24 protein-coding genes are annotated in these 25006 nt (G+C 58.7%); 8 read left to right on the top strand and 16 right to left on the bottom strand.

Going from position 1 to position 25006, the window contains the following annotated elements; all coding sequences use genetic code 11:
- The first annotated feature begins 22 nt into the window (after nt 1-22).
- Nucleotides 23-1090: a PfkB family carbohydrate kinase gene (locus BMW49_RS14250; protein ID WP_069517193.1), complete on the top strand. Its 1068-nt coding sequence runs from the start codon at nt 23-25 to the stop codon at nt 1088-1090.
- 1 nt (nt 1091) lies between these two features.
- On the opposite strand, the gene BMW49_RS14245 is transcribed toward BMW49_RS14250, so the two are convergent.
- The 6 genes from BMW49_RS14245 to BMW49_RS14220 all read right to left on the bottom strand — a co-directional run bounded on the left by BMW49_RS14245 (nt 1092) and on the right by BMW49_RS14220 (nt 5850).
- Complete coding sequence (locus BMW49_RS14245) at nt 1092-1604, bottom strand: NADAR family protein (protein WP_069517194.1); 513 nt, start codon at nt 1602-1604, stop codon at nt 1092-1094.
- 188 nt (nt 1605-1792) lie between these two features.
- Nucleotides 1793-2797, bottom strand: a complete 1005-nt coding sequence (locus BMW49_RS14240; RefSeq protein ID WP_170829037.1) for a hypothetical protein — start codon at nt 2795-2797, stop codon at nt 1793-1795.
- A gap of 28 nt (nt 2798-2825) precedes the next feature.
- The gene (locus BMW49_RS14235; RefSeq protein ID WP_069517195.1) at nt 2826-3383 is read right to left on the bottom strand and encodes a 3'-5' exonuclease; all 558 of its coding nucleotides are present in this window, start codon (nt 3381-3383) and stop codon (nt 2826-2828) included.
- A 141-nt stretch (nt 3384-3524) separates the two neighbouring features.
- On the bottom strand, nt 3525-4421 hold the full coding sequence (locus tag BMW49_RS14230) for an AAA family ATPase (RefSeq protein ID WP_069517196.1): 897 nt from the start codon (nt 4419-4421) through the stop codon (nt 3525-3527).
- Nucleotides 4418-4909 (bottom strand): HORMA-1 domain-containing protein, encoded by a 492-nt coding sequence (locus tag BMW49_RS14225; RefSeq protein ID WP_069517197.1) that lies wholly within the window; start codon nt 4907-4909, stop codon nt 4418-4420. Before BMW49_RS14225 ends, BMW49_RS14230 begins: the two co-directional genes overlap by 4 nt.
- A complete protein-coding gene (locus BMW49_RS14220) occupies nt 4906-5850 on the bottom strand; it encodes a CBASS oligonucleotide cyclase (RefSeq protein ID WP_069517198.1) in 945 nt (314 codons plus the stop codon). Before BMW49_RS14220 ends, BMW49_RS14225 begins: the two co-directional genes overlap by 4 nt.
- 339 nt (nt 5851-6189) lie before the next feature.
- Between BMW49_RS14220 and BMW49_RS14215 the strand changes: the two genes are divergently transcribed.
- The 3 genes from BMW49_RS14215 (at nt 6190) to BMW49_RS24980 (ending at nt 9772) form a co-directional block, all read left to right on the top strand.
- Nucleotides 6190-7008: a helix-turn-helix transcriptional regulator gene (locus tag BMW49_RS14215; protein WP_244168344.1), complete on the top strand. Its 819-nt coding sequence runs from the start codon at nt 6190-6192 to the stop codon at nt 7006-7008.
- Nucleotides 7009-7060: 52 nt separating this feature from the next.
- Complete coding sequence (locus BMW49_RS14210) at nt 7061-8587, top strand: phosphorylase family protein (protein ID WP_069517200.1); 1527 nt, start codon at nt 7061-7063, stop codon at nt 8585-8587.
- Between the two features lie 105 nt (nt 8588-8692).
- Nucleotides 8693-9772: a hypothetical protein gene (locus BMW49_RS24980; protein ID WP_170829038.1), complete on the top strand. Its 1080-nt coding sequence runs from the start codon at nt 8693-8695 to the stop codon at nt 9770-9772.
- A gap of 877 nt (nt 9773-10649) precedes the next feature.
- On the opposite strand, the gene BMW49_RS14200 is transcribed toward BMW49_RS24980, so the two are convergent.
- The 4 genes from BMW49_RS14200 to BMW49_RS14185 form a co-directional block, all read right to left on the bottom strand.
- The gene (locus tag BMW49_RS14200; protein ID WP_341864816.1) at nt 10650-11243 is read right to left on the bottom strand and encodes a nucleotidyltransferase family protein; all 594 of its coding nucleotides are present in this window, start codon (nt 11241-11243) and stop codon (nt 10650-10652) included.
- Nucleotides 11244-11248: 5 nt separating this feature from the next.
- Nucleotides 11249-12217 carry a GTP 3',8-cyclase MoaA gene (locus BMW49_RS14195; RefSeq protein WP_069517439.1) on the bottom strand — a complete coding sequence of 323 codons (969 nt, stop codon included), beginning with the start codon at nt 12215-12217 and terminating at the stop codon, nt 11249-11251.
- Nucleotides 12218-12245: 28 nt separating this feature from the next.
- The gene (locus BMW49_RS14190; RefSeq protein ID WP_069517202.1) at nt 12246-13226 is read right to left on the bottom strand and encodes an XdhC family protein; all 981 of its coding nucleotides are present in this window, start codon (nt 13224-13226) and stop codon (nt 12246-12248) included.
- 149 nt (nt 13227-13375) lie between these two features.
- Nucleotides 13376-14269 carry a LysR family transcriptional regulator gene (locus tag BMW49_RS14185; RefSeq protein ID WP_069517203.1) on the bottom strand — a complete coding sequence of 298 codons (894 nt, stop codon included), beginning with the start codon at nt 14267-14269 and terminating at the stop codon, nt 13376-13378.
- A gap of 223 nt (nt 14270-14492) precedes the next feature.
- Between BMW49_RS14185 and BMW49_RS14180 the strand changes: the two genes are divergently transcribed.
- From BMW49_RS14180 to BMW49_RS14170, 3 genes are all read left to right on the top strand, one after another.
- Nucleotides 14493-15704 (top strand): MFS transporter, encoded by a 1212-nt coding sequence (locus BMW49_RS14180; RefSeq protein WP_069517204.1) that lies wholly within the window; start codon nt 14493-14495, stop codon nt 15702-15704.
- A gap of 31 nt (nt 15705-15735) precedes the next feature.
- Nucleotides 15736-16287: a cyclophilin-like fold protein gene (locus BMW49_RS25145; RefSeq protein ID WP_244168343.1), complete on the top strand. Its 552-nt coding sequence runs from the start codon at nt 15736-15738 to the stop codon at nt 16285-16287.
- A 312-nt stretch (nt 16288-16599) separates the two neighbouring features.
- On the top strand, nt 16600-17712 hold the full coding sequence (locus BMW49_RS14170) for an alpha/beta hydrolase (protein WP_069517205.1): 1113 nt from the start codon (nt 16600-16602) through the stop codon (nt 17710-17712).
- 436 nt (nt 17713-18148) lie between these two features.
- On the opposite strand, the gene BMW49_RS14165 is transcribed toward BMW49_RS14170, so the two are convergent.
- The 6 genes from BMW49_RS14165 to galU all read right to left on the bottom strand — a co-directional run bounded on the left by BMW49_RS14165 (nt 18149) and on the right by galU (nt 23460).
- Nucleotides 18149-20437 (bottom strand): xanthine dehydrogenase family protein molybdopterin-binding subunit, encoded by a 2289-nt coding sequence (locus tag BMW49_RS14165; protein ID WP_069517206.1) that lies wholly within the window; start codon nt 20435-20437, stop codon nt 18149-18151.
- On the bottom strand, nt 20434-20907 hold the full coding sequence (locus BMW49_RS14160; RefSeq protein ID WP_069517207.1) for a (2Fe-2S)-binding protein: 474 nt from the start codon (nt 20905-20907) through the stop codon (nt 20434-20436). Before BMW49_RS14160 ends, BMW49_RS14165 begins: the two co-directional genes overlap by 4 nt.
- A gap of 339 nt (nt 20908-21246) precedes the next feature.
- Complete coding sequence (locus tag BMW49_RS14155; protein ID WP_069517208.1) at nt 21247-21663, bottom strand: DUF6691 family protein; 417 nt, start codon at nt 21661-21663, stop codon at nt 21247-21249.
- Nucleotides 21664-21665: 2 nt separating this feature from the next.
- Complete coding sequence (locus BMW49_RS14150) at nt 21666-22100, bottom strand: YeeE/YedE family protein (protein ID WP_069517443.1); 435 nt, start codon at nt 22098-22100, stop codon at nt 21666-21668.
- Nucleotides 22100-22402 carry an ArsR/SmtB family transcription factor gene (locus BMW49_RS14145; RefSeq protein WP_069517209.1) on the bottom strand — a complete coding sequence of 101 codons (303 nt, stop codon included), beginning with the start codon at nt 22400-22402 and terminating at the stop codon, nt 22100-22102. The genes BMW49_RS14150 and BMW49_RS14145 overlap by 1 nt, the downstream gene beginning before the upstream one ends.
- A gap of 215 nt (nt 22403-22617) precedes the next feature.
- Nucleotides 22618-23460: a UTP--glucose-1-phosphate uridylyltransferase GalU gene (galU, locus tag BMW49_RS14140; RefSeq protein ID WP_069517210.1), complete on the bottom strand. Its 843-nt coding sequence runs from the start codon at nt 23458-23460 to the stop codon at nt 22618-22620.
- A 331-nt stretch (nt 23461-23791) separates the two neighbouring features.
- Between galU and BMW49_RS14135 the strand changes: the two genes are divergently transcribed.
- Entirely contained in the window at nt 23792-24904 is a 1113-nt protein-coding gene (locus tag BMW49_RS14135) for a mechanosensitive ion channel family protein (RefSeq protein ID WP_244168349.1), read from the top strand.
- Nucleotides 24905-25006 lie beyond the last annotated feature (102 nt).

Here is a 25006-nt window from a genome sequence, read left to right as displayed (position 1 = left end):
CCCAGGATGGGGAGGAGGATGTATGTGGCAGCAGAATCGAATTGTCGGTACCGGGCTCTTTGCCTTGGACGTGATTTTAGGAGCGGACTCTCGCCGCTTGGGTTCTGCACTAGGTGGGTCGACAGGTAACGTTTTGTCCATCCTGGGATCCCTGGGTTGGGCCACTACGCCTGTTGCAAGCTTTGGCCAGGACCCTGCCGGCGAACGACTCTGCAATGAGCTTCAAGCCATTGGGGCAGATCTCCGTTTCGTGGATTTCTCCAGCTCCCAACGCACGAACGTGATCTACCAGCATCAGTTAGCGCCTCAAAGCGGTAGCTCTCCGACACACCGCTTTAGCTTCAGCTGCCCCTGCTGTGGCAAGAAGCATTACCCCGTAGTCGAGTGTGACGACCGCATCGTCAACAAAGCTCTGCAGGGGCAATCAAAGACCGATGTGTTCTATCTCGATCGGCCTACCAAGGCAGGTTATGAGCTAGCCAAGTCCTATTACGAATCTGGAGCCTTGGTCGTCTTCGAGCCCTCTGCTGCCGGCGACGATGAAGATCTTTTTTCCGCAATTCTGCAGAACGTCCACATCATCAAATACGCGGATGAGCGCTTCCATTCGTTTTCGCGACCACTCCCCAGCTCCATTCTGGTTGAGATCCAGACTCTAGGCCCACGCGGCCTGCGTTTCCGCAGTCCAGCCTCCGGCGGCTCATGGCGCCAACTGTCAGCCTTTCGCCTGCCGGAGATTGAAGACACTGCCGGCGCAGGTGACTGGTGCACCGCTGGATTGGTGTACTCCCTACAGCAAAACCGCGTGCACGCCTGGAGTGACCTCGAGGAAAGCGAGCTGGAACACGCGCTGGCGTTTGGTCAGGCGCTTTCCTCAATGAACTGCCTAACCCGTGGCGCACGAGGGTTGCTGGGGGTTCTTACACCCGACGAGATTCTTTCGTTCGCCCAGCAGCTGTGCACTGGCCGCGACAATCAGGCAAGCGAAACAGCGACAGCCTCGCAACTCGGGAAGCTTGCCTGGCAGAAGACACACACCATCGCGGTCAGTAGTACGGATCCACTTGAAGTGTGCTGTCAGGCCCGCTGATCTAGTCGACTGACACAGCAGCTTTCCGCGGCTTTTTAACAGCTCTTACGGGCTTTGCTTCTGCCTTGCGAAGCTCGTCGCGAACCTCCATCAGCAGCACGCCGAGCTTATTTTTGCCCTTGCCATTGACCTCGCCCCAAGTCCTGTTGACCTCGTTATCAACAGTGGCCGACTCGACCAGCCGGGCCTCACCGGTAGAAAGCAGGAGCGCTTTCAGATCCTCATGCTGAGTGAACTTGGCCAGGAGAACGGCTCGCATGCGCTCAAATTTAACTTTCGACCAGCCTGGGCGAATGTCCCACCAGTAAAGACCGTGAGCAGCCATTGCCACCAGCGCTGGCGATGGAGCCGCAAGAATCCAATCCCGCACGGCTTCCTTGCGAGGCTTGCCCGCTTGGTAAGCGTGCTCGGAGGTGGGATACACGACATCCTCAAACAACACTTCGCGCTTATACAGGTTGCTTAAGGCCCCATAAGGCTTTTCGTTTGCACGGTAGAACCGAATTTCCTGCATTACTGCTCCTCACCTAATGACTATCGGCCTGAAGTCAAGCATATGGGTTGCTAAGGCGGCACGCTAGAACGCAAACGTTGTTTGTCACTGCAACGATGATGGCAGATCAAGCTCTGGACTATTTGCGCTGAGAACGAGCTTCGAGGGATTCAGGTGCCCACCAAAGTCAGCAGAGCCCGAATCAAAACCTAACCAAGTGGATCATTCAAGGCACCCTTTGCCCTGCCAATCAACACCCGATTCTCTTGCAGTACCAACGAAAATTCATGGCGACCGGAACGAGGCACTTCTCTTGAATACAGATTCCAGTACTCAGTCGAAGTTTCAGCCTCTATGTGATAGCTTACCGAAGAGATATTGTATTTCTGCTTTAGTTTCTTTAGCCCACTCCGAAGCCTGCCATACTCCAACCCTTTGCTTTTCTCTTGACTCTTTGCTCCAAAGTAATGGACTAGCCCATGTTCAAGCAGCATCCCTTCATCTTTCTTTTGCACCTCATCAATCATTGAGTTACCAAGCATGAATTGGAGGTTATGAGGGCTACCCTGAGAAATAGAAATTGCCTTGAACAAATTATAGTAAACAAAAACATCTTTCTCGGCAGTATTGACTCCATAAATTGAATCGCTATAGCCACGATGATTTCGTTTAAGTGGCCGCCGAGCAGGGTCATCAGTTGAGCCCACATAGAGAACTTCTGTGTCTACGCCGATGTTGACGCAGTGCATCATCAAAAATTCGTGGATATTAAGTCCTACTGGATGTTCCATCCCAGGAAATTGAAGCAGGATGAACCGCCCGTCATCAAGAAGTCTCGGAATAGTCATTCCGAAAATTTCAGGGCGCGCGGGCATCCGAATTTCCTTTTTTTTCTTCTCTGCCCCCACCTCCAAGTGGATCACAATTTCATTCTTCAACCGACTCAAGCGAGGGGCTATAGCGGTGTGGAATCGCACCCGATCCCGTGCAGCGATAAAATATACAAAGCGTTTGTCGTTGTTCTGCTCTACCTCTTCACGGTACACGTTCAAAGACTTTGATACGATGCTTTCATAATCAGAGCCTCCCGGTGTGTTGATTAGCAGATCAAACCAGAAAACGTTGTAATTGGTCAATTCGACATGCCAATCTTTGTCTAGATTCTTGTATGCTGGATGGTCTTTCAAAAAATTTAGATAGCCACGAGAGCTCATAGAAATCCTTAAGTTATACCTTGGAGGGTTAGCCTTCACTGCGTATCAGTTTTTCTCGGATTAGGCTGAACAATTCTGCTTGATAGACAGCGTCATGCAGAGCGTCGTGATCGCCAGAGCTGTCGGGCTTCACCACCTTCTCAATCTCACTCGAACGGGTCGACCTCCAAGTGCAATCTGATGTGCCGAAGTACATCGACTTGATGTCGAGCGCGGCTATCCCGAAGGGATTTTCACCAAGGTACTCGTGGAAATAGTAGTTCACGAAGCTCCAGTCGAAGGAAGCGTTGAACCCTACGAACACCACCGTCTGCCCCGCGCCGGCGAGCGACTCAATCCACGCATTGAACTGCGCCATCGCATCACATGGTTCCAAGCCCTCTTCGCGAAGCTTCTCTAGCGATAACCCTGTGACCTCCAGTGCAGCCGGAACATACTCCTCGGAAATGGGCTTCAGAACGCATGAGAACTGCTCAGCTGGATTCGACGCAAGGCACGCGCCGATCGATAGCATGCTGTACTTGCCAGGGATCGGGCCCGAGGCCTCGATGTCGACCGAGACGAAGATTTCTTTTTCGGTTTTCATAACTACTCCGTTTGAGCTGATGTCTGGATGGCAACCGCAGCTACCACTACCAGACACCAGGCCCCTGGAAAGATCACTGAGCTAGTCGGTAAAGGGTGTGAGCAGAGCCCCCTCCTCCGACCCAATCAGACGATCTGCCGCTTACTTGTCTTCCATGACCGGGGATGGCTTCATCGTCAGAATCGAGTCGGTCAGATCATTGAAGCTCAGCGGACGATTCGGGAAGGCTTTGGCCATTGCCGTTGGGTACAGGCGAGTCCGAATATCGGAGTAAGTCCATGCTGGCTGCCCTTTACTCTCACCAGTGACGGTTGCCAAGTCAGTCAGTTGCTTCTCCGTGAGCCCCATACCTGCCAGATCCATGCTGAACAGCTCTTTGCGCTCAGCAGCATCTGGACGGGTGAATTCTTCAACGATGGCCGCACGACGGCGAAGAGCTGCGTCAAGCACGGAAAGCCGGTTGGTGCACAGGATCACAACGATCCGTCCGCCATATTTGCGCAACTCATCCACGCCTTGGATCAGGGTGTTCACAGCCACTTTATCCTCGTGGTGGCTCTGGCTCTGCGAACGAGAGGCTGCGATAGAGTCACCCTCGTCGATGATGAGAATCGCCCGGCGCTTTTTGCCGGCAGCTTCGGCAACCTCTGCAAATGCCTGGGTCAAAAGAGTGCCCATTTCGCCGACCTTGCCGGAGCCGCGAACTCGGTTACTCAGCTTGAACAACACCGAATCTTCAGCGCGAGAATCACGGACGATGCGGTTAGCGATGCACTCCGCTGTCGCCGTTTTCCCGGTACCGACGTCCCCGTGGAAGATCACAAGAGGATACTGGTCGGCAACTAGATTGCAGATCGGTAGCACGCTTTTATGGTGCACCTTGCTCCACTCGGACAACTGGCCCTGGTTCAGCAGCAGCTGGAGCTGGTTTTGCACGCGCTCGTAGCGGCCGCTGAAGCCGAGCAACACCTTCTCGCGCTCAGTCAGCTGGGCTTCCGGTAATTCAATTGCAGAGTCAAATACGCCGTTGTTGCTCATCGGGTGTAGTCCTTCCGTTCCATGCCGTAGCCGTTGCTGGAGTATTCGCGACCACCGCTCTGAGTGAGCTGGGAGTGGCTGATGTCGTCGCAAGAGGTCGTCCAGTTGATTTTCAACTTGCCAGCCATTTTGTCCCGAGCTTGCTGGGTATAGCTGTCGTTGTAGGACAGAACGATCCGCAGGTGCGGGTTCGACACTTTGGGCCAGCGCGCATCACCAGGACGCTGGTTGGCCAGGGAGCCGGACTCGTTCACGTAGTACCGTGTCGCCTTCTGTTCGACCCCATTGCTCAGCAGGGTAAGATCTGCGAACTTCAGATACCCGTTTTTGGCCAGCAGCTCGATGTCATAGGCCCATTCCTTGGCATTGGCTTCAGTCACTGCTTCGCTACTGGAGGCGATCATCAAGAGGTCGGCAGTGATCCGGCGCACGACTGCTTCAATGTCAGTGGTGGTGTACGTTGTCGTTTGCGTGGCGCTGTAGGTCATGCTGCATCCTCGACTTTGAAGCCCTTGCCGAACAGTTCTTTCCAGATCTCGAAGTCGTCTTCCACCGATGCGAAATGAGCGGTTTCCCAGGACTCTTCTGCGAGCTGGACGATCTCTTTGCACTCGTCCGCGGTGATGCGGCTGGCGACGTTGTTGGTGTCACAGACCGGATCAATGATCACGACCGTATCGGAGAATTCGGGCACATTGCCGTTCTCGGGGAACTTGATGACTTCCTTGAGCCCCGACTCAGCGATGTAGAGGAGGAAGTCACGGAAACGCTTCTCTAGCGATCCTTCCTTTACGTTCACTTCAAGCACATGAGCCATGATGAGCTCGATTTGGAAGGACTTGAGAGGCACCTCTTTCCAGGTACGCCACCGCTTGGCCATCCGCACCAAGGTACGGAAGTCCGGATCTTCGTCTTTGCGATCCTTCACGAACTTCACTTGGCACGGCGCGCAGGTTTCAGTCTTCGAGCCATCGATACGGTCGAACTGCCAGCCGTAGCCTTCCTTATTCGGGTTCTCGATGACCGGAACGATGTCGACCTCCAGCCCGGTACCTACGAAGGTGACCTTGGCTGCCTTGCGCTGGATTTCGAAGTCTTCGACAGACTTGTTCGGGTACAGCTTGACCAGCGCGTCGTAGATTTTCTGGCTAAGGGTCGCGAAGGTCTCTTCATCCACCTTCGGGCCGCTGATGTAGAAAACCACGTCTACGTCGGCTGGGTTCTGAGCGTTGGGCCGCAGGATGGTGTGCTTGGCAAAAGAGCCGGCCTTTACCACCTTCTTGATGGTGATTTTGTCCTGCTTCTTCAGGCTGTCCTTCAGCGCTGCAATCAGCCGGTCGACTTGGGCGTTGTAGGTCTCCCGTTTGTCCTTCGGTAGGCGCAGCACGTTACTGTCGTAATACTTGATCTGAGTGTTGGTGAGTGGCACGGGCCATCCCCTCCTAAAAATGTTGTGTTAGTCGCAAAGCATCCCTACCAGCAGCTACACCACATGCCGACGGATGAGATGGCGCGGCGGCTCGAGCACCAGGCCCGAATCGCCTTTACGGCTCGCTGCACTTCAACCCTCTCCGAACCATCTAAAGAATCCGTCCGGAAATTGCGAACTGCAGATCGCTAGCGTACTATTACTATACGCATAGTTTTTATATGCAGTCTAGTTTTTATACGCTATAGAGGTTCGATCATGACAAACGAGTCCAAACCCACAGACGACCAACCCACCAGCAAGGGACGGCAAGGTGCACGTTGGGGTCAGGAACGTCGGTTGGAATTCATCGACTATCGACTTCGGTGGGATGGTCAGATCAACCGAAGCAGCCTCACTGACTTCTTCGGAATCTCTGTACCCCAGGCGTCCCTGGATATCACCGAGTACGCAAAACTCGCCGAAAGCAACCTTGAATACGACACCCGGGCCAGGGTCTACCGGGCGACCGATTCGTTTAAGGCGGTCTTCCCCTCCAGCGCAGTTGAGCGGTACCTGGAAGATCTGCTTCGCGTCGCCGTGCAGTCAGAGGTTCCCTATGGCAGCTTCCTGAACTGGCAATCCCCTGTCGCTGCTGTACCCAAGCTGGGTCGTCGCCTGAACGCGGACATCGCTGGGGAAATCCTCCGAGCGATTCGCGAGAAGGAATATGTCGAGGTCTTCTACCAGTCCATGAACGACCCTGTAGGTGGGGAGCGGCGGCTGTCTCCCCACGCGTTGGTGCATGACGGGAACCGCTGGCACGTCCGGGCCTACTGCCACAAACGTAAGGACTTCCGGGACTTTTCTCTGACCCGTATCAAGCACTGCAAATATGGTGGTCAAGATCGCGACCGGGCTGATGAGGACTACGCCTGGCACACGATAGTGGACGTGGTTCTCATCCCTCACCCAGGCCTCACACCCGCCCAGCGCAATTTGATCGAGGCCGACTTCCTGATGGAGAACGGTGAGATGCACGTCAAATGCCGGCAAGCCCTCCTCCTGTACCTCCTGTTCCAGCTCAACCTGAATGACGATCAGGCTGACCAGAGGCCCGAAGTCATCCAGCTCGCCCTCAAGAACAAGGATGAGATCAAGGCGCTGTTCCAGTATTAACCCCTAGAGAAATCAGCCAACACTCAACACCTCAGCTACCGGAATTGTCACGATGGCAAAGCTTGAAAAAGAATTCATTCTGATTGCGGGCAGCATCTCCAAGAAGACAGAGAAGGCCTCGATCGATCTCGCGCACGACTTCACTCGCGCGTTAACCAAGAACGTCTTGGCGGCTCAGGGCGGACTCGTTGTCTACCTAGCAGGTCAGCCAGTCAATGAAAGCGGCGATGCATTGACCTTCGATTGGACGGTGGCCTACGAGGCTGAGAAGCTGTTGGCTGAGTACGCCCCAGCTCATCAGTTGAAGATCGTCACCTCGCAGCTGGCCATGCGGGAAAAAATGACCCTTGAACAACGGACATTGATCCGCCGTCTTGCCGCCGAGGACTATGCACAAATCGTCTACATCGAAGACGACCTGGTCACCGGCGGGAACATTGGTGATGAACAAGTTGAGGTGGCCACGGCAATGATTGCCCTAGGCGGTGGCAAGGGCGTATCCGACCGAGCTCGCAAACTTCGCAAACGTAAGCTTCCGGTTCTGCCGTTTGACCTGCAGCTTGGGGGCTTCAGCGAAGATGGCGAGGGGGCGCTCGGCCTTCGCGCCAATTTCTTCAAGGATCCTTCCGCGATGTTCTTCTTCACCGGCGAGCAGGTGAAGGGACGCCTGGACAGCATGTCCCTACAGGAGCCTCTGTACAGCCTGGACAAGCTGGCAGACCTTTCGGTTGGACTTTTCCAGGCAGAAATCGAGGCCAAGGAGGCAGCACGCTCTCCAGATATCCTAGTCATCACGGCTATCGCCATTGAGCTCGCCGCCGCGAAAAAAGTGTTCGGTATTGGTGAGGATGTACCTGCACGCTACTCCAAGAATGGCATTCATTTCTGGCCCGTAACCATCCAGCGAGCGGACGGCCCTCTCTCATGTGTCGTTGCCTCTCTTGGCAACGCTGGCAACGTCAACGCAAGCGCCGTCACTACCCTTCTGTTGTCAGAGCTGAACCCCAAGAAGGTGCTGATGATGGGGATCGCGGGCGGACGTCGTAAAAAGCTCAGCCTCGGCGAAGTCATTCTGTCCGAACGCGTCGTGTACTACGAAGGTGGGGCAGCACAGGCTGGGGGCCAGATTGCGCTTCGGCCAGAGATGCAACGTCCAGGACTTTCCACCCAGCAAGATCTCAATGCTTATTTTGCAACCGCGTCGTTGCCTGACCGCCTGCAAGAGCGCGCCAAGAAGCTGGGCTTCGCGATCCCGGTAGAGTCCCAGGCTGGGGAAGTTGCAGCGAAGCTCATGGTGTCGCCGGCAACAATCGCCTCAGGCGAATTGCTCATTCGTGATCCAGAAGTTTTCGAAGGCTTCCAAAGCATTCACCAAAAAGCACTGGTAGCTGAGATGGAGGCCTATGGCGTATTCGATGCCTGCGAAAAGCAGAACGTGCCCGTCTTGGTTGTCCGCGGAATCAGCGATTACGGCGACACGACCAAGGACAACACCTTCCACAAAGTGGCGTCTGAGGCTGCAGCCATCGTGACCCTCGATTACGCCACACACGGATGGACTCGCAAACAGGCTCTCTGAACCATCGTCTCTCATTGAGGTAAGCGCCCCGAGGTCATGGGCGCTTTCTCAATAAAGGGCTAACTGCTCCGCCGGAATCGTCGGAGTAAATACGGAGGCATGAACGTGACTGAAGACACCCAAGCTGCAGAACAGCAGCTACCATCCTGCTCCATTCCTGCGTCGTGCAAGATTAGTTTTCGGGATATTCCTGAGGGTGTTGAGTGGAAGGACAACTTCATCTCTGCCGTCAGTGACGTCGTCGTTACCTGTGGTCGATTCATGAATCTGTCGAATTTGGACGGTGTCACGATTGGCTTCGATTACGATGCAGCGCTGGATTCGGTGGACTTGGGCTATGAGTCAACGATAGCTAAGCAGTACACCAACGAAGGTGGCCTCTTGGGGGTCGGTAAATCCCTGAGGGTTCGCCGGGATGGCGCCATCAAGATGCACGTTGTACTGAAAGGAAGCGTCCTTCTCGATATGGCTTTACAAGACTTGGAGCGTGATGAGTTTTGGGCTGCGGCCAACATCCTCGCGCATGAGCTAGGCCACGTTCAGACAGCAAGCTGGCTCGAGGATCATTCCCTGGGAGTCATGCTGGAACCTCATCAAGGAGACTGGGCTACAAGCACTCTGCGGGATACAGCTCACACCATCTGGGAAGAATATGCAGCCTGCCGGCTTAGCGCTTTAATCAGTCGGGGAACACTTGTGACCGAAAGCTATGTCCAGGGCCTAGAAACGTCCCTTGAAGGCGCTGTAGACCGCGCACGTACCATAATCAAAGAGTTTAGGATGCACGGCGACGTTGCCACGCTACTGGTAGAGACCGGCCGCGAAACCGCGATGCCACTAAAGATGGTGGCCTACCTTATGGGCCATCTGGATGGCATTAACGAGCCTGTCGACGTTGAGCAGCGCTGCCAAGTCGCCAGCGATCTGACCCAGCACTTCGATGCATTGTTAAGTGCATTGCAAGATGCTTGGGGAAAAAGAACCTCTTGGAATGGCCTTGCCAGCCTTGACCCGATCGTAGAGGTCATTGTGGATGCACTTCGGACGGTGGGGATAGAGGTTACCTTGACTGAAGTACCTCCTGGCTCACGTGTGGACGTTCCCTACCGAGCGGAGACGCTGCCCAACGGCGAGGCGGATATGGCGATCATACGAATGAGGCAAACGCTCGGGCTCGAACCGTAGATTCCGATCGAGCTTCACGAGTCGCATGCAGGAGCAGCTCGTGAAGCTCTCGCCATCCCTCCCCCTTTATTCCCATAGCCATTGCAGCTCGCCGCCCATGCCAATACCTTTTCGCGGTCACTCTTGGGCCCATACACGATGGGTTTACTTGAGCAAAACTGCGGCTTGGCTTCCCCAGACAACAGGCCAGAAACTAGACCTTAATCCGCCATCATCATTCTCGGTAGAAATGAACGACGGATGGGGGAATACGTCTACGTGCTCATTGCCCCGCCCCTAAACTGGCGCTGGACACGATCCAGCGGACACAGCGACTTGTTGCCGATCACCGTCGTCCGCACAACCTAGCCAAGCCGTATGCCCTGCAACATCGTTTTCCAATCCAGATCCCAAAGCATGCTTTATGAAAACTAGCATCCATCATCCTCTGGATTGGGACCATCAGAGATCGGGGCGACGAGGCTAAGGAGGCGGGGAAAACTAGGTCTATGAACATCAATCTATGAACAATCGCGTTAATTTCGAGAGCATTGAGTCAGCAATCTCAGGCCCTTGAGCTGCTTATGAACATATGACATCGCCCATAAGTTAAATTGCTTATCAGTCTGCTTTGCTAATAGCCATCCTCGCCTTTGGTGCTTCATCCGATGCGCCCACCCTGGCAGACAAGCCATTGCCCATAAACCCGCGCGATCTCACCCAGCACAGTTAATTGGTCACCGGTGTTTGCGGGTTATCACTTGTACTACGCGAGCCGTAGATATGTTTCGCCGGCTTTGGCCTTGGTTATCGAGACTTTGCGGTGGCGCGAGGATGCAGTTGACTGAGGCAGCTCGTCAGCACGATACCTACCGCCCTCAAATAGCACGCCTCGGCATCATGCCAGCGCGTATGGAACGTCTATATCCCGCAGAATACCTGGATCATTTACGGGCAAATAACGCACCCTGCCCTGGTTCATATTGAGCACGGATTTGGCACCCGCATCCCCAGTCAGGCCCTGCAGTGCAGGCCAGAACCTGCGGCCAAACAGCACCGGGTGCCCTGGCTGGTCTTGGAAGGTCGGCACGACGATATGCTCCGGTGAGGCCAGGGCCAGTACAGAAGCCAGGCTGTCAGCGCCTATCCATGGCATGTCCCCCAGAAAAACTGCGATAGTGTCCGCCACCGTTATCTGGCTTATATGCTGAACCCCACTGGCCAGGCTGTGCCCCATGCCCAGATCGGAGCCTGGGCTACGGATTACCTGCACCTGCGCTGGAATGCCTAGCGCGGTGCTGTCGTCCTCGGGACGCAGCACCACCCAGACGTCCTGCAGCTGCGTGCAGGGTAACGCCAAACTAGCAGCGAGCAGGGTTTGCCCTGAGTTGAGCCGGGCGTAACGCTTGTCTGCGCCAAAACGGCGTGAAAAACCTGCGGCGAGCACCAAGCCGGCAACTGCCTGGCTTGGGTGTTCAGTATCTATGGGCATAGTGCTCATCCGCCTATCATCTTCATGACCATGACATCGCCTGAAAAACGCTCCATCTGCTTGTCCGCCAGCGCGCGTTGGGACAACTCGCGAATTCGCAGCAGCGCTTCGGCCCTGGGCAGTTCGAGTACATCGCCCAGGTAATGGCTGCGGTTGGACGACAGGCAGCCGTGCAGCCAGCCCGTCGAGCTTAGCCGCGCACGGCTGCACCCCGCGCAGAACGGCTCACTCTCGTTGGCGATGATGCCGAAGCTGCCGCGGCTGGGGATGGTGAAGCGCTGTGCCGTGGCGTCAGAAGCATTGGCCGCTGGCGTCCACGCGTAGCGTGCGGCGATGCTCGCGAGAATCTCGCCCATGCCGAAGAATTGCCGTTCAAACGCCTGGCGATCGCGGGCCAGATGGCCCATGCGCATCAGCTCGATAAAGCGCAGCTCCACGCCCCTGTCCAGACAGTAATCGAGCATCGGCAGGATCTGTTCATGGTTCTCGCCACGCAGAGGCACCATGTTGATCTTCACTTGCACGCCAGCAGCGAGCGCCTGGTCGATGCCCGCCAGCACTTCGGTCAGTTCGCCACCACGGGCGATACGGCGGAATGCCTGGGCATCCAGCGAATCGAGCGAGACATTGATGCGTTTTATACCAGCCGCCAGCAGTACCGGCAGCTTGCGCGACAGCAGCTGGCCGTTACTGGTCAGCGAGACATCCTCGAACGCAAAGCGCTCCAGCGCCGCCATAAAGTCGTCGAACACTGGGCTGATCAGCGGCTCGCCACCGGTGATACGCAAGGTACGCAGATCGTTGACTTGTTTGAGGTACTCCACTGCCAGCAGCAGCTTGGCCAGCGGCAAAGCGTTCTTGTCCGGATGCAGGCGCTTGCCGTCAGGCACACAGTAGACACAGGCATAGTTGCAGGCACTGGTCAGGCTCACGCGCAGGTTACGCAGGCGCCGGCCCTGAGCATCGACGATCAGGCTGGATGGCAGGAGCGAGGACGCAGTTTCATAGTGCATCGCGTGGCCGGCCCCGATAGACGCGGACAATATCGGCAATGGCTGCCAGAGCGATTTCAGCCGGCGTCTTGCTTCCCAGAGCCAGCCCCACGGGCATGTGCAGGCGTGCGATATCCGCCTCGCTCAAACCACCGACACGGCGTAGCCGTTCGGCACGCACCGCCGAGGTACGCTGCGAACCCATCACGCCGATGTAAAAAGCCTGGGTGCGCACGGCTTCGATCATGGCCAGGTCATCAATGCGCGGGTCGTGGGTCAGCGCCACCACCGCAGTGGCGCGGTGGCAACCATCGGCGGCGATGAACTGCGACGGCAGCTCCTTGCGCAGTTCGACACCGGGCACGTCGAAACCTGCATAAGCTTCCTCGCGTGGGTCGCACACGATGACCTCGAACCCCAGGGTATGCGCGAACTGCGCACAGATCACTGCAACCGGCGAGATGCCGGCGACGATCAGCCGTGCCGCCGGGCCAACGCGAATCTGCAACGAAAGACCGTCTGCCGCCTCGACCACGCGCGGGCCCAGGCCATCGTCCTCGCTCAAGGTTGTCTGGCCATCGCGCAGATCGACGCTTCGCAGCAGATGCTGCTGGCCGCGCAAGGTTGCATGCAGGCGCTCCAGTTGCGCCCAGGTCGCGGCATCCGCCGGCAAGCGCTCGATCAGGACCTTGAGAATGCCGCCGCAGGGCAGCGCGATACGAGCGCCCTGTGGTCCGTCCGGGTCGCCATAGCGCAGCACGGTGATCGCGTGCTCGAATTCGCCTGCCTGAAGGCGCTCGAGAAAATCTTCCTCGACGCAGCCACCCGACAGCGAACCAACATGGCTGCCGTCGCACCGCGCCGCCAGCAGCGAACCGGGTTCGCGCGGCGAGGAGCCGAACGTGCCGAGCACCGTGCACAACCACACTGCCTCCCCCGCCCGTGACCAGCCCAGAGCCTGCTCAATAACCTGTAAGTCCAGATGCTGCATAGTCAAACGCTCATCTCTGTCCAACGGGCGATTGTTCGTTTGCCGCCGGTTTGTTGCTGATAACACCCTATAAACCGGGCGCGCCTTGAGCCTTGGATGCGCTCATAAGCCATGCTGTTGCATCGCGTTGTACCTACTGCCGACATTTATCATCGTGCTGCGCGCAGCGCATCGACCACCAAGCTAAAAGCTGGTGACGGCTGCCGACGGCTTGGGTAGTACAGGTAGTAACCGGGGAATGGCGGGCACCAATCCTCTAGCACTTGCAGCAACCTGCCCTCCTCGATATGCGGGGCGAATTCTTCTTCAGGTAGCCAGGCAACGCCTAACCCTGCCAGTGCGGCATCCACGATGTTGGGCGAGGCATTCAAGATCAGTTGGCCATCCACGCGGACGTTCAACTGCTTGTCCTTACGCTGAAAATCCCAGACGTGGAGCCCACCTCCGGACTGCATGCGGATATTGATGCAATTGTGGTTGATCAGATCGCGAGGATTCTTGGGTTTCGTGTGCGTCGCAAAGTACGCAGGAGACGCCACGACCGCCATGCGTAACTGCGGCCCGATGGGGATCGCGATCATGTCCTTGTCGATGGTGTCGCCCAGACGCACTCCAGCATCGAAGCGATCGGCGACGATATCCCGGAAGCCGTAGTTGATATCAAACTCGACCTTGATGTCTGGGCACTCCAGCAACAAGGGACTGAGTTTGGGCAGCAGCAGCGTGCGCTGGATGTGATCGCCACAGGTAATGCGAACCGTGCCGCTTGGCTTGTCGCGCAGGGCCGACAACTCGTCCAGTTCCGCCTCGATCTCGTCGAAGCGATTGCCAATGGCATTCAGCAGACGCTCCCCCGCCACTGTCGGCGAAACGCTGCGCGTGGTGCGGGTAAGCAAGCGAATCTGCAACCGCGCCTCCAAGCCGCTTATTGCCTGACTCAATGCCGACTGCGTGACACCCAGCTGAGCGGCGGCACGGGTGAAGGTGCCGGCGCGTGCGACGGTGACGAAGGACAGGAGATCGTTGAGATTTCGTTTGATCATGGCCCAGTTTCCCATGAATAACTGATTAGTGGAGCTTATAGCCTTTTTAAGAATTGATTAGCTAGTAACAGCTAACCACTTGCCTGAAGATTTGCCCGGAATAATCACCGTCCATCTTTCGGGAAGGCGCCCTCGCCTCTGCCGCCCGCCTTGCCAGTGCATGCATTCGTCGCCATCGACGGATTTCATTTTTCTTTCCAGTCTCCAGATCACCAGGTTTTGTATGACAACCAGCACACTTAATACCGCCAATGAAATCCCTGATCAGTCAGGCAGTTGGAGCGGCGTCCTGGCCATTTCGGTGTGCGCCTTTGCACTGGTCGCCTCGGAGTTTCTGCCGGTCAGCCTGCTGACCCCAATTGCCAACGACCTGGGGATTACCGAGGGTCTGGCAGGCCAGGGCATCGCCATCTCTGGCGCCTTCGCCGTATTCACCAGCCTGTTCATTTCCACGCTTGCCGGCAGCCTGAATCGTAAGACACTGCTGCTGGGCCTAACGGCAGCCATGGGGATATCCGGTGCCATAGTCGCGTTGGCGCCTGACTATTTCACCTACATGCTGGGTCGGGCACTGATCGGCGTGGTGGTTGGCGGTTTCTGGTCGATGTCGGCAGCCACGGCCATGCGCCTGGTGCCAAGCCGCGATGTGCCCCGCGCCCTGGCGCTGGTCAATGGCGGTAACGCATTGGCAACCGTGGTTGCCGCACCGTTGGGCGCCTGGCTCGGAACATTTATCGGTTGGCGCGGCGCCTTTCTCTGCCTGGTGCCAGTCGCCCTGGTCGCGCTGGCCTGGCAATGGAAAGCGCTGCCGTCCATGCAGGCCGCTGCGCGCACCCCCGGCCTGGGCAACGCCTTCAAGGTGTTTACCTTGCTCAAGCGCCCCGGCGTCAAGCTCGGCATGCTGGCCAGCAGCCTGCTGTTTATGGGGCAGTTTGCCTTGTTCACCTATGTGCGCCCGTTTCTGGAGACGGTCACCGGGGTGCACGGCAGCCGTATTTCACTCGTGTTGCTGGTGATCGGCGCGGCTGGCTTTATCGGCACCCTGCTGATTGGGCGAGTCCTGCAACGGCGCTTCTTCCAGACGCTGATCCTCATCCCATTGTTGATGGCTGTGATTGCTGTGGCCCTGACAGCCTTAGGCGGTTGGACCACCATCGTTGTCGCCCTGCTCGGGCTGTGGGGGCTGACCGGCACCTCGGCCCCTGTCGGCTGGTGGTCCTGGATTGCCATGGTGTTCCCCCAGGATGCCGAAGCGGGTGGCGGCCTGTTCGTCGCCGTGGTGCAGCTCTCTATTGCCCTGGGTTCTACCCTCGGCGGCCTGCTGTTCGACCACAGTGGCTATCAGACCACCTTCTTTGCCAGTGCCGCCATGTTGCTGCTTTCGGCCTTCCTGGCTTTTCTCACCGCGCGTTCGCACAAACGGTTCGCGGCCTGAGCCGCCATCACGCCTAGGAAGCCCTATGCCCATGAGCCTTATTACCTCGCGCAGCGGCCATTGCCAGACGGTGATTGAACATTGCTGCGCACGCGGCCAGCGGGCCGTACACGTGCTAGGCCTACTAATGGGTCTATTCGCCGTCGGTGGGTATGACGTTGCCCACGCGGGCACGTCGCTTGCGCCGACCGCCATCTCAACGACTGCTGCGGCGGCCACCGCCCAGCCGGAGGAATCTCGCATGTGGATGACCGTCGGCGAACATCGCTTCGCCATCACCTTGGCCGACACCGAAGCAGCACGCGCCTTTGCCGCCATGCTGCCGCTCACAATCGATATGCCGGATCTGAACGGTAACGAGAAGCACGCAAAGCTGCCGAGGGCCCTACCGACCAGCAGTATCCGACCCGGCACGATCCGCAACGGTGATCTGATGCTTTACGGGTCGCAGACCTTGGTCGTTTTCTACCTGACGTTCGACTCGGTCTACGCGTACACACCCCTTGGCCAAGTGGACGCCCCCACTGACCTGGCGCGGGTTCTCGGGAGCGGCGCCGTGCGGATCAGGTTTTCCAGGGACTAACCCAGGGACTCCCAATTCACGGGGCGCACTCCATGAAAAAGGCTATGTCGCAAAACCGTGTTGCACCCTCAAATCGGCTTGTAGGCGCGAAGGGGACGCCTAGCCTTTATTCGCGATTGTGCCGCGAATTTCGCGAATAAATTCGCTCCTACAGGTATGCAACAGCCTATTGCGACATAGCCATTAAAAGTATCGCCCTAGCGCTTGGCCTATTACAGCAGGCGTATCCAGCAAGGCACCGCGGAGCTTCGATGATGAAAGCGAACGGCCCCGAGCTGCGCACCAACCATCACCAACATCAAGGAAAACACCATGAACGAAGCTACCCGACACATCACAACTTTCAAACGGCGGACGGCCCTGAAAAGCGTCGTCCACGGCTCGGCCCTTATCGGTTTGGCCTTGGTTTTCGGCGGCCAGGCAGCGCTGGCGCAAACATCTTCGGCAATGATCGAGATGGGTGGCCTGCAGCTGACGCAGGAATGGGACAAGGTCTTCCCCAAGAGCGGCAAGGTCGATCACCAGAAGGTCACCTTCAAGAATCGCTACGGTATAACCCTTGCGGCCGACCTTTATCTGCCCAAGAACCGGGATAACCAGCGCCTGGCAGCAATCGTCGTCGGTGGCCCCTTCGGTGCAGTGAAGGAACAATCCTCGGGCCTCTACGCGCAGATCATGGCCGAGCGTGGCTTCGTCACCCTGGCCTTCGACGGTTCCTATACCGGGGAAAGCGGCGGCGAGCCACGTAACGTCGCCTCACCAGACATCAATACCGAGGATTTCATGGCGGCGGTGGATTTCATCGGCCTGCAGTCCTACGTTGATCGCGAGCGCATCGGCGTCATCGGTATCTGCGGTTGGGGCGGCATGGCACTGAACGCCGTGGCGGCGGACAAGCGCGTCAAAGCCGTTGTCGCCAGCACCATGTACGACATGACCCGCGTGATGTCCAAGGGCTACAACGACAGCATGACCGCCGAGCAACGCGCGCAGGCACTGGAGCAACTGAGCCGGCAGCGCTGGGACGATGCGGCAGCGGGCACGCCGGCCTACCAGCCGGACTACAACAAGCTGAAAGGCGGCGAACCGCAGTTCCTGGTCGACTACGCCGACTACTACATGACGCCGCGCGGCTACCACCCGCGCGCGGTCAACTCGGGCAATGCCTGGACGGTCACCACGCCGCTGTCATTCATGAACATGCCGATCCTGACCTATATCAAGGAGATTTCGCCGCGTCCCATCCTGTTCATCCACGGTGAAAACGCTCACTCGCGTTACTTCGCCGAGACGGCCTATGCCGCCGCCGAACAGCCCAAGGAACTGGTGATCGTCAAGGGCGCCACCCACGTCGACTTGTACGATCAGGTAGACAAGATTCCTTTCGACAAGATGACCGACTTCTTCGGCAAGTACCTCAAATAAGTACTGCACAGGTAACACCTTCGTCGCCGGCCGGTAAGCCTCTCGCGTATAAAGCGGGCGCTTTCCGTTAATGGGTCTACTGGCCCTGTCGGCGACGCCCTCTTAACTGTGTCTGTGTCCGTGTGCGCGGCGCCCACTTACGCAAGTACGACCCTCGCTGGGCAGACGTCCAGATGACACCCGTCATGCCCGTCGCTTCTGGATCTCACGCCCCATTCAATCGCATCGCATCGCAACTGCCAGCCAGAGACGCCTCTTCGTGCGCTGGACGCCGGTGGGAGAGTGAACGTTGATGCTATTGGTTGGCCTGCAGCAATGCAGCTACACGACCCAGTGTGCGAACTGGGTGTCGCTCAGCCATGTGAAATGAAAAGCCCGCTTGTGCCTGGCTGACCCATACGATCAGCCAGGCACAAGCGGGCTGGCAGGCGCAGGCTTACACCACCGTGCGCACCGGCAGGCTGCGTACGCGTTTACCGGTCGCAGCGAAGATGGCGTTGCACAGCGCCGGAGCCACTGGGGGTACCGGCGGTTCACCGACGCCGCCGGGCGGCAGGTTGTGGTCGTCGTTGACCAGGTGGGTACGGATGGTGCGCGGCGAGGCGTTATGGCGTAGCACTTCGTAGTCGTGGAAATTGCTCTGAACCACCCGCCCATTGGTGAACGTGATCTCGCTGCTCATGGCCAGACTCAGGCCCATGATAGCGCCGCCTTCGAGCTGTGCGCGGATACGTTCGGGGTTGATCTGCGGGCCGCAGTCGATCGCCATGTCCACGCTCAGGACACGAACCGCCCCCTGATCGTCTACCGCCACCTCGACCACAGCAGCGGTGTAGCTGAGGAAGCTGTAGCAGAACGCCAGCCCCAGACCATGCCCCTCTGGCAGCGTACGCCCCCACCCTGCTCCCTCGCATGCCGCATTAATCACGCCACGCAGGCGTCCAGTGTCGTAAGGGTAGCGTTCGGGCGACTCGGTGTAGTTCCAGGTATCACCCATCGCACCGGGGTCGATCTGACACGCAGGGCCGATCAGGTCAAGGGCGAACTGCCGGTGATCCTTGCCTGCGCGGTGCGCCAGTTCGGCGATAAAGCACTGCGCCGCGAAGGCGTGGGGAATGTTGGCCACCGAGCGGAACCAGCCGATGCGGGCATGGGCGGGCACCTCGGCGGTTTCCACGCGCACATTCGGGATGAGGTAAGGCATATTGATCGCCGACATCGCCGACTCGAAGAGCTGCTCGCCCATGGCGCCCTCGGTGAACAGCGAGGCAATGGTCGGAGCGGCACTGCGGTGCAACCAGGAACTGACCTGGCCCCGGCTATCGATGGCCGCCTCCAATCGCTCGACCGAGACGGTATGCAGGTAGTCGTGCTGGATATCGTCTTCACGCGTCCACACCAGTTTGACTGGCGTCGCCTCGGGCATGGCCCGGGCAACTATGGCGGCTTCGTCCACGAAGTCGGGCTTGGACTTGCGACCAAACCCGCCACCCAGCAACAGCACATTGACCTTGACGTTCTCCGGCTTGAGCTGCAGCCGAGCCGCCACCGCATCGCGCGCCGCAATCGGGTTCTGGATCGAGGTCCAGGCCTCGACCTTGTCGCCTTTGATCTGCACGGTAGCCACGGGCGGCTCCATCGAGGCATGCGCCAGGTGTGGCACGTGGTACTCCGCAACCAGACGTTCGGCCTCTGGCGCCTTGCTCCAGGCCTTCGCGACATCGCCCTGGTTACGCACGACCTTGCCGGCCTTGCGCGCAGCAGCCTGCAATGTCTGGCGATAGGTGCTGGAGTCATAGCTGACGTTGGCGCCGTCGTCCCATTCGATCTGCAGCGCGCTACGGCCCTGACGCGCGGCCCAGGTGTTGCGAGCGACCACAGCGATGCCACCGAGTGGCTGAAAGCCAGGCGCGCCGCTCATGGCGGGTATCTCCACCACCTTGATAACGCCAGGCACGGCAAGCGCCTTGCTGGCATCGAATCGGCGCACCTTGCCGCCGACCACAGGCGGGCGTGCCACCACGGCGTAGACCATGCCGGGTAGACGCTTGTCCATGCCATAAATGGCCTGGCCCTTGCCGATGGCTTCCAGGTCGACCATGCGTACCCGATCTTTGCCGATGTAACGAAAATCTTCCCGAGCCTTGAGCTTGAGCGCGTCTACCATGGGCACCGGTTGCTTGGCTGCATCAACGGCCAGCTCACCGTAACCGAAGCGGCGCCCGGTACGTTCGTGGACCACCTCGTGTTGCACGGCCTTGACCTCGGACACCGGCACCGACCAACGCGCTGCAGCGGCCGCTTCCAGCATCTGGCGCGCCGCCGCGCCGACACGCCGCATGGGCATCAAGAAGTGGCGCACGCTACGCGAACCATCCACGTTCTGGTTGCCATAGCGCGTTTCGTCAGCCTCGGCCTGGACAACCTTGACCTGCTCCCAGCGAGCCTCCATCTCATCAGCCACCACCATCGGCAGGCTGGTGCGTACGCCCGTGCCCATCTCGGCACGGTGCGCAACAATGGTGACAGTGCCATCTTCAGCGATGGAGACGAAGACCAGCGGATCGTCCACCGTCCCGCCGGGCATGCTATCGGCACCGTACTTCTGAGCGGCGTCATCGGCCCAGGCGGCCGTAACTAGCCCCTTGGCCGTCACGGCCAGGGTTAACGCAGCGAGGCTGCCTTGCAGAAACACGCGCCGAGAGAGTCCAGAGGTAATGGTCATAGCTGGGCTCCCTGTGCCAGTTGGCCGGCAGCCTGCTGGATGGCAGCGCGGATACGTGGATAGGTGCCGCAGCGGCAGATATTGCCGCTCATGGCTTGATCGATTTGCTCTTCGCTGGGTTTGGGTGTGGTCTTGAGCAGGCTCACCGCCGTCATGATCTGCCCCGCCTGGCAATAGCCGCATTGGGCAACGTTGTTCTCGATCCAGACCTGCTGCACCACCTGCCCGACGCGGTCGGTTTCCATCCCCTCAATGGTGGAGATAGCACGACCCACCACCGCTGAAATGGGGGTAACGCATGAACGAATAGCCGAGCCATCCATATGCACAGTACAGGCACCGCACATCGCCATGCCGCAGCCGAATTTGGTGCCGGTCATGCCAAGCTCATCGCGTAGTGCCCACAGCAAGGGTATGTCGTCGGAGCCTTCAACGTCCTTGGTTTGTCCGTTGATTTGAAGTTGTGTCATAGAAGAACTCCTGTCAGAGGCACCCGCCGGGTGCAATACCTGCAAACGCGGGGAACGGCTATCGGAATGAGTCTAGAAACTCTACAGAAAAAAATCGCTGAGAATTCATTAGTCAGGCTAATAGAGGTATTCAGCCGTCGTGACCATGGGGAGGTTATGCGAAGTGCCGCTCCGAATCAGGCATGCCAAGAACAATGGCGAAACTGCCTTCACCCTGGCGTTGCAGATCTATTACATGTGCAGCTCTTTGCTTGCCTGACTGCCTCGCACTGGAGACAAGAAGCCCTGGTCTTTTTCAAGAAAACCATGCGATGCGGCGAAACTCACCTGAGTTAGCCTCTACCCTCGCCGCCTTTCCAGCACCGCAAACACCCCCATCCCCATCAGCATCGCCACCACAAACAAGCTGATCTGCCAGTAGCCCAGCGGCAACAGCACCAGTGCCGGCCCCGGGCAGATGCCGGCAATACCCCAGCCGGCGCCGAAGGTCAGGCTGCCGAGGATCAGGCGTTTATCCAGCTGACGGGCGTTCGGCATCTGCATGGTGCCACCCAGCAGCGCGCGCTGTTGCCGGCGACTCCATTGCAGCGGTAGCAGGGCCACGCCGATGGCGCTGGCCATCACCAGCGCCAGTGAAGGGTCCCATAGCCCGGCGATATCGAGAAAGGCCAGCACCTTGGCCGGGTTTGCCATACCGGCCACCAGCAGGCCGATGCCGAACACCAGGCCGGCGATAAAGGCTGCAACGCCGCGCATGCTCAGGCTCCCAGTAGATGGCGAATGAGGTAGACCATGGCAAAGCCGCTGGCCATAAAGCTCAGCGTTGCCACCGCCGAGCGTGGTGAGAGCCGCGACAAGCCGCAGACGCCATGCCCGCTGGTGCAACCGGCGCCATAACGGCTGCCGATGCCGACCAGTGCGCCAGCAAGCAGCAGCCCTGGCCAGCCGGTGTCGAACTGTACCGCGGGTGGCTCGCTCAGCAGCAACCAGAGCAGCGGTGCTACCAGTAAGCCGGCCAGGAACAGGGCTTTTTCCGAGCGCCCTTCCCCACCCCGTGGTAACAGGCTGCCGAGCAAGCCGCTGATGCCCGCGATGCGGCCATTGAGTACGGCGAACAGGCTCGCGCCCAGGCCGATCAGGGCGCCGCCGAGCAAGGCCGAGTACGGGGTGAAGTGAGCCCAGTCGATATTGATCATGATGATTTCGCGCAGAACAGTTCGTAGAGCGTGTTGATCACCGCGAGCGCTTCCGGGCTGTCGATGCGGTAGACGATCTGCTTGCCCTCACGGCGCGTGGCAACCAGCCCCTCGCGGCGCAGCACGCCCAGTTGCTGGGACAAGGTGGGTTGCTGGATGCCCAGCAATTGCTCCAGTTCGCCGACGCTGCGCTCGCCTTGGCTCAGTTGGCAAAGCAGCAACAGTCGATCCGGGTTGCCCAGGGCCTTGAGCAGTTGCCCGGCGGCATCGGCATTGGCGCGTAATGTCTGGATGTCCATGGTGGTCCTGTGACGATCATTCAGGTCATCACTATACATTTTTACATTATGTTATGGAGTGAATTATCGCGGTGCGCGCAGCGCACCCGACGCGATGCAGGGTGTAGGGTGCGCCGTGCGCACCGCGAGGATGGTGGGAGGCAGTGCACAGCACACAACAAAAAGCCTGCACCGCGTTCACGGGGCAGGCTTTTTTGTGCTGCAGGAACTGGGCGTTATTCGCCGAGCTTGCCGCGCTTATAGAGGTTCTCGAAGCAGAAGTTGGTCGCCTCGATATAACCTTCCGCGCCGCCGCAGTCGAAGCGCTGACCTTTGAATTTATAGGCCAGCACGCAACCGTCCTGAGCCTGTTTCATCAGGGCGTCGGTGATCTGGATCTCGCCCCCCTTGCCCGGCTCGGTCTTCTCGATCAGGTCGAAGATATCCGGGGTGAGGATGTAGCGGCCGATGATCGCCAGATTCGACGGCGCATCTTCGGGCTTGGGTTTTTCGACCATATGGCTGACGCGGTAGATGTCGTCGCGGATCATCTCACCGGCGATCACGCCGTACTTGTGAATGTCTTCCATGGGCACTTCCTGAACCGCCACGATCGAGCAGCGGAACTGGTTGTACAGCTTGACCATCTGCGCCAACACGCCGTCACCGTCGAGGTTCAGGCACAGGTCATCGGCCAGGACCACGGCGAAGGGCTCGTCACCTATCAGCGGGCGGCCGCAGAGAATGGCATGGCCCAGGCCTTTCATTTCCACCTGGCGGGTGTACGAGAAGGTGCACTCGTCGATCAGGCGACGGATACCGACCAGGTATTTTTCTTTGTCGGTATCGCGAATCTGGTGTTCGAGCTCGTAGCTGATGTCGAAGTGGTCTTCCAGCGAGCGCTTGCCGCGGCCCGTAACCATGGCAATTTCGGTCAGCCCGGCGTCCAGCGCCTCTTCGACGCCGTACTGGATCAGCGGCGTATTGACCACCGGCAGCATCTCTTTGGGCATTGCCTTGGTGGCGGGCAGAAAGCGGGTGCCGTAACCGGCTGCGGGGAACAAACACTTCTTGATCATGGGATTCCTGTGCCTCATGTGGGGTCTGGCGCGCCCGCCTTTGGGGTCGCCGACCTGGTTCCTAATTGAACGCTTTAAAAGCCTGCAAAGTCTGTTCCCGTTTCGTCGCAAGCCGCGTTGCCGCGAACGAAACGGCAACAGACCCTAGGGGCCTGGAGCTGCAAACTAGGATTTTTCAGCGCCGCAATCGTTCAGCTTTTTTGCCCCTGAGGCCCCCACAGGGGCATTCGATTGAATCAATCGCCCGCTCGTCAGTCCCCTTAACTGTCAGGGCTGTTCTCGTCACAAGCCCTGCACTTATCTGCTCATCTTGCTGGAGGCTCTGATGTTTTTGGACTGGCTCGCCTATCTCGATACGCCTGCACTGAAGACGCTGCTCTCGGCCCTGATCACCGCTTTGCTGCTGAGCATCGCGGCGCGTTCGCTGATCCGCCTGCTCGAGCGCGTGACGCGCAAGGCCCCGATGAGCCGCGAAGTGCTGTCGCGGATCAAGTCGCCGCTGTATGTGCTGGTGCCACTGATCGGTTTGCAGGGCGTCGGCGCCGGCGCACCGGATGATCTGCCATTTATTGGCATCATCCGCCACCTGCTGGGGCTGGCGCTGATCGCCACCATCACCTGGCTGGGCCTACAGGCCGCCAACTCGGTGGAGCGCATCATCCTGCTGCGCAACCCCATCGACATCAGCGACAACCTGCGCGCACGGCGTATCCAGACGCAAACCCGGGTACTGGTCCGCACACTGGGTGTGTTCGTGGTGCTGTTTGGTTTTGCCGCCATGCTGATGACCTTTCCGGCCGCGCGCCAGGTCGGCGCCAGCCTGCTGGCCTCGGCCGGGGTCGCCGGGCTGGCCGTGGGCTTTGCCGCCAAGCCGGTGTTGGGCAACCTGATTGCCGGGCTGCAGATCGCCCTCACCCAACCTATCCGCCTGGACGATGTGGTGATCGTCGAGGGCGAATGGGGGCGTATCGAGGAAATCACCGGGGCTTACGTGGTCATCCGCATCTGGGACGAACGACGCCTGGTGGTGCCACTGCAGTGGTTTATCGAGAACCCGTTCCAGAACTGGACGCGCTCGAGTGCGTCGATCCTCGGCTCGGTGTTCTTCTGGGTCGATTACGGCCTGCCGCTCGACCCACTGCGTGCCGAGCTGCAACGCCTGTGCGAAAGCGTGCCGCAGTTGTGGGACGGTCGCGTCTGCGTATTGCAGGTGACCGAGGCCGGTGAACGCGCGATCCAGCTGCGGGTGCTGGCCAGCTCGCCGGACTCATCGCGCAACTGGGACCTGCGCTGCTACCTGCGCGAGAACCTGATCAACTTTATTGGCAACCAGTACCCCGATGCCCTGCCCCGGGTTCGTGCCTCCCTGCACATGGCCGCGAACAATGATGCACCCGATGCCCAGCAAGCCACTGCACCGCCCGAACACCAACCGCCCGTGTGACCCCTTCAAACGCTGCGCCCAAAGGGTGCAGCGGCCCAGAAAAATGCCGCTGATGGCCCTTGGCCGGCCGCAAAAATAGCTGAAACTTTCGCCGCGCCCGTC

It is taken from the genome of Pseudomonas cuatrocienegasensis (assembly GCF_900110925.1).
GTDB classification, from domain to species: domain Bacteria; phylum Pseudomonadota; class Gammaproteobacteria; order Pseudomonadales; family Pseudomonadaceae; genus Aquipseudomonas; species Aquipseudomonas cuatrocienegasensis.
The sequence above is the reverse complement of the archived record's forward strand: the minus strand, read 5'-3'. Positions and strand labels throughout refer to the sequence as shown.